This window comes from uncultured Nostoc sp. (genome assembly GCF_964245445.1).
In the GTDB taxonomy this organism is placed as follows: Bacteria; Cyanobacteriota; Cyanobacteriia; order Cyanobacteriales; family Nostocaceae; genus Nostoc.
Window position 1 is genome coordinate 1 of sequence record NZ_CAXTNE010000308.1, and the last position, 2306, is coordinate 2306.

Annotated in this window: 4 protein-coding genes; all 4 read right to left on the bottom strand. The window is 43.8% G+C overall.

What is annotated here, in order from left to right:
- Positions 1 to 172: 172 nt before the first annotated feature.
- A complete protein-coding gene (locus ACFE90_RS32610) occupies positions 173 to 517 on the bottom strand; it encodes a hypothetical protein (RefSeq protein WP_375506452.1) in 345 nt (114 codons plus the stop codon).
- A 250-nt stretch (positions 518 to 767) separates the two neighbouring features.
- A complete protein-coding gene (locus ACFE90_RS32615) occupies positions 768 to 902 on the bottom strand; it encodes a hypothetical protein (RefSeq protein WP_375506453.1) in 135 nt (44 codons plus the stop codon).
- Between the two features lie 256 nt (positions 903 to 1158).
- Positions 1159 to 1521 carry a transposase gene (locus ACFE90_RS32620; protein ID WP_375506454.1) on the bottom strand — a complete coding sequence of 121 codons (363 nt, stop codon included), beginning with the start codon at positions 1519 to 1521 and terminating at the stop codon, positions 1159 to 1161.
- A gap of 322 nt (positions 1522 to 1843) precedes the next feature.
- Positions 1844 to 2306: tetratricopeptide repeat-containing protein (locus tag ACFE90_RS32625; RefSeq protein WP_375506455.1), on the bottom strand; the 463-nt coding region annotated here is incomplete at its 5' end.

Here is a 2306-nt window from a genome sequence, read left to right on the forward strand (position 1 = left end):
ACCCTCCCCTTATAAAGGGGAGGGAACTAGATTTCCGGCTTCCCTCCTTTATAAGGGGGGATTGAGGGGGGTAATTCGACTTGTGTGTACACCGTAGCCTTTATAGAACCCATTTGAGATCTATACAGGAGGGCAATCGAATTTGGCTGAACTACGAGCTAAGTTACAAATCTTATAGATTGATCGTCAGGATTTTTTTCTTGCTTTTTTTGTCGCTCAACACGACTGTATTGTAGGGTAATGTATCCGTTCCCAGCGGAATTGGCAGCTTAAAACTGGAGCTTTCATGATCGAGTTCGCCTAAATCAATGCTTTTCCTTATATCGCCATCTGTTGCAAGATTTGCGGTAAGTTCGCCTTTATAATCTTCAATTAAAAAGTCTCTAAAGAAAACGACTGCCCCACCCTCAGGATCTATACCAAGGATGACCGTACCGCTGAAAGTTGCGCCTTTTCGTTCTTCATCAACCGTTGCCACTGGGATTTCCGAGGGGTCTTGACCGGACTTATCTGCCATAAACTTTTTCCTGAGCGAATTCTCAACAATTGAAAATGATTTTACAAGAGCGCTATGGGCGATCGCAAAACTCTCAGGACGTATTTCTGCATCGGTCTTGCAAATGTATAGCCAAGTTACTTCTGGTTATAGAACTCATTTGACATCTTAGGAAGGGTTTGCAAGCCTCTTAATCATTAGCCTAATGAAGCAGAGGTTGAGTTTGGCAGTGGCACCAGTCAGGGTTCGTTCAAAGTTCTTAACCAGAACTTTACAACGCTCCATCCAAGCATTGGAGCGCTCGATCACCCCGGAAAGCTACTGCCGGAACAAATCCATATTTTCCAAGTGCAGCTTTCTCTTGTTTTGAGGGTTTAGTAGAAAGTTGAAACTGGATTTTGGTCATGATCTCCGGGTAAATCCGCTCTAACTCCTGAGTCAAATATTCAATCTTGATACCCGTGATCTAGCAGGATGGTAATCTTGGGAATATCGATAGGTTTTGACTTGAAGTAGTTGATGTTGAGAGTAAACTTCTCTTTTAATCCAGCATCATCCGAGATATTGGCGCGAGTGCAGTGTGTAAAGAAGGGAAACCCAAGGGTGTCAATAGCCAGATGCCTTTTAATGCCGTTGGTGGTTTTGTAGAAACAAAAACCTTTTTACTCCACACTGGCATTGCAGGTATTTTTCACCGCTTGGGAGTCAATGATGATTAACGTTGTCCAATGCGGTTTTTTTTTTACTTGTTCACGCACTTGTCCATGTAAGACACTCATCAGTTCCTCGAATACCCCAGAGGCTCGCCACTGTTTATAGTGCCAATAGACGGTGGAATAAGGGGGGAGGTCTTTGGGTAAGTCTTGCCAATTGCAGCCATTTTTCAGTTGATAGAGAATTCCATTGAATATCTCTCGCTTTGTCCAGTTAGTCGGTCGAGTCTGCTTCTTAGTCGGTAATATCTCTTGCAATAAGGGTTCAAAAATTTCCCATTCTGCATCAGTGAGGTCACTGGAATACGCCATTAGCATTGGATTTTAGATGCTGAGGAGTACCTTAATTCAAAACCTCATAAGATGTCAAATGGGTTCTATAAGGGGGGGTCGTTTATTGAATTCGGGGAGTCGTTTATTGAATTCGGGGAGTCGTTTATTGAATTCGGGGTGTCGTTTATTGAATTCGGGGTGTCGTTTATTATTTTTGTTCAATTTTAATTTGAGGAGGATAAAACCGAAACACAAAAAGACTTTTCACCCAGTCCCCAGCGATGCACTGCGCCGCCCTGAGCTTGTTGAAGGGAGCTTGTCGCAGTGTACCCAGTTCCTTGCTATAATCACAACTTTCGCTTCACTCAAATAACCCTAAAAACTTCTCCCACAAGGAATTATTAGCATTATTCTTAACTTTACGGCTAGCACTCTTTTGAGCTTGAAGATTTTCTAGATTTTCCCGAACAGTAACCGTATTGGGATGATTTACCCCAAACACCTGCTGACAAATTTCTAAAGCTTGCAGAAACAGGGGTTCGGCTTGGTCGTAGCGTCCTTGAGATTCGTAGAGTCCTGCCAGGTCGTTCAGGCTGGTGGCTACATCGGGATGTACATCTCCCAGCAGGCGTTTTCTCAGTTCTAAAGCTTGCAGAAACAGGGGTTCGGCTTGGTCGTAGCGTCCTTGACAATTGTAGAGATTTGCTAGGTTGTTCAGGCTGGTGGCGACATCGGGATGTACTTCTCCCAGCAGGCGTTTTCTCAGTGTTAAAGCTTGCAGAAACAGGGGTTCGGCTTGGTCGTAGTGTCCTTGATAATTGTAG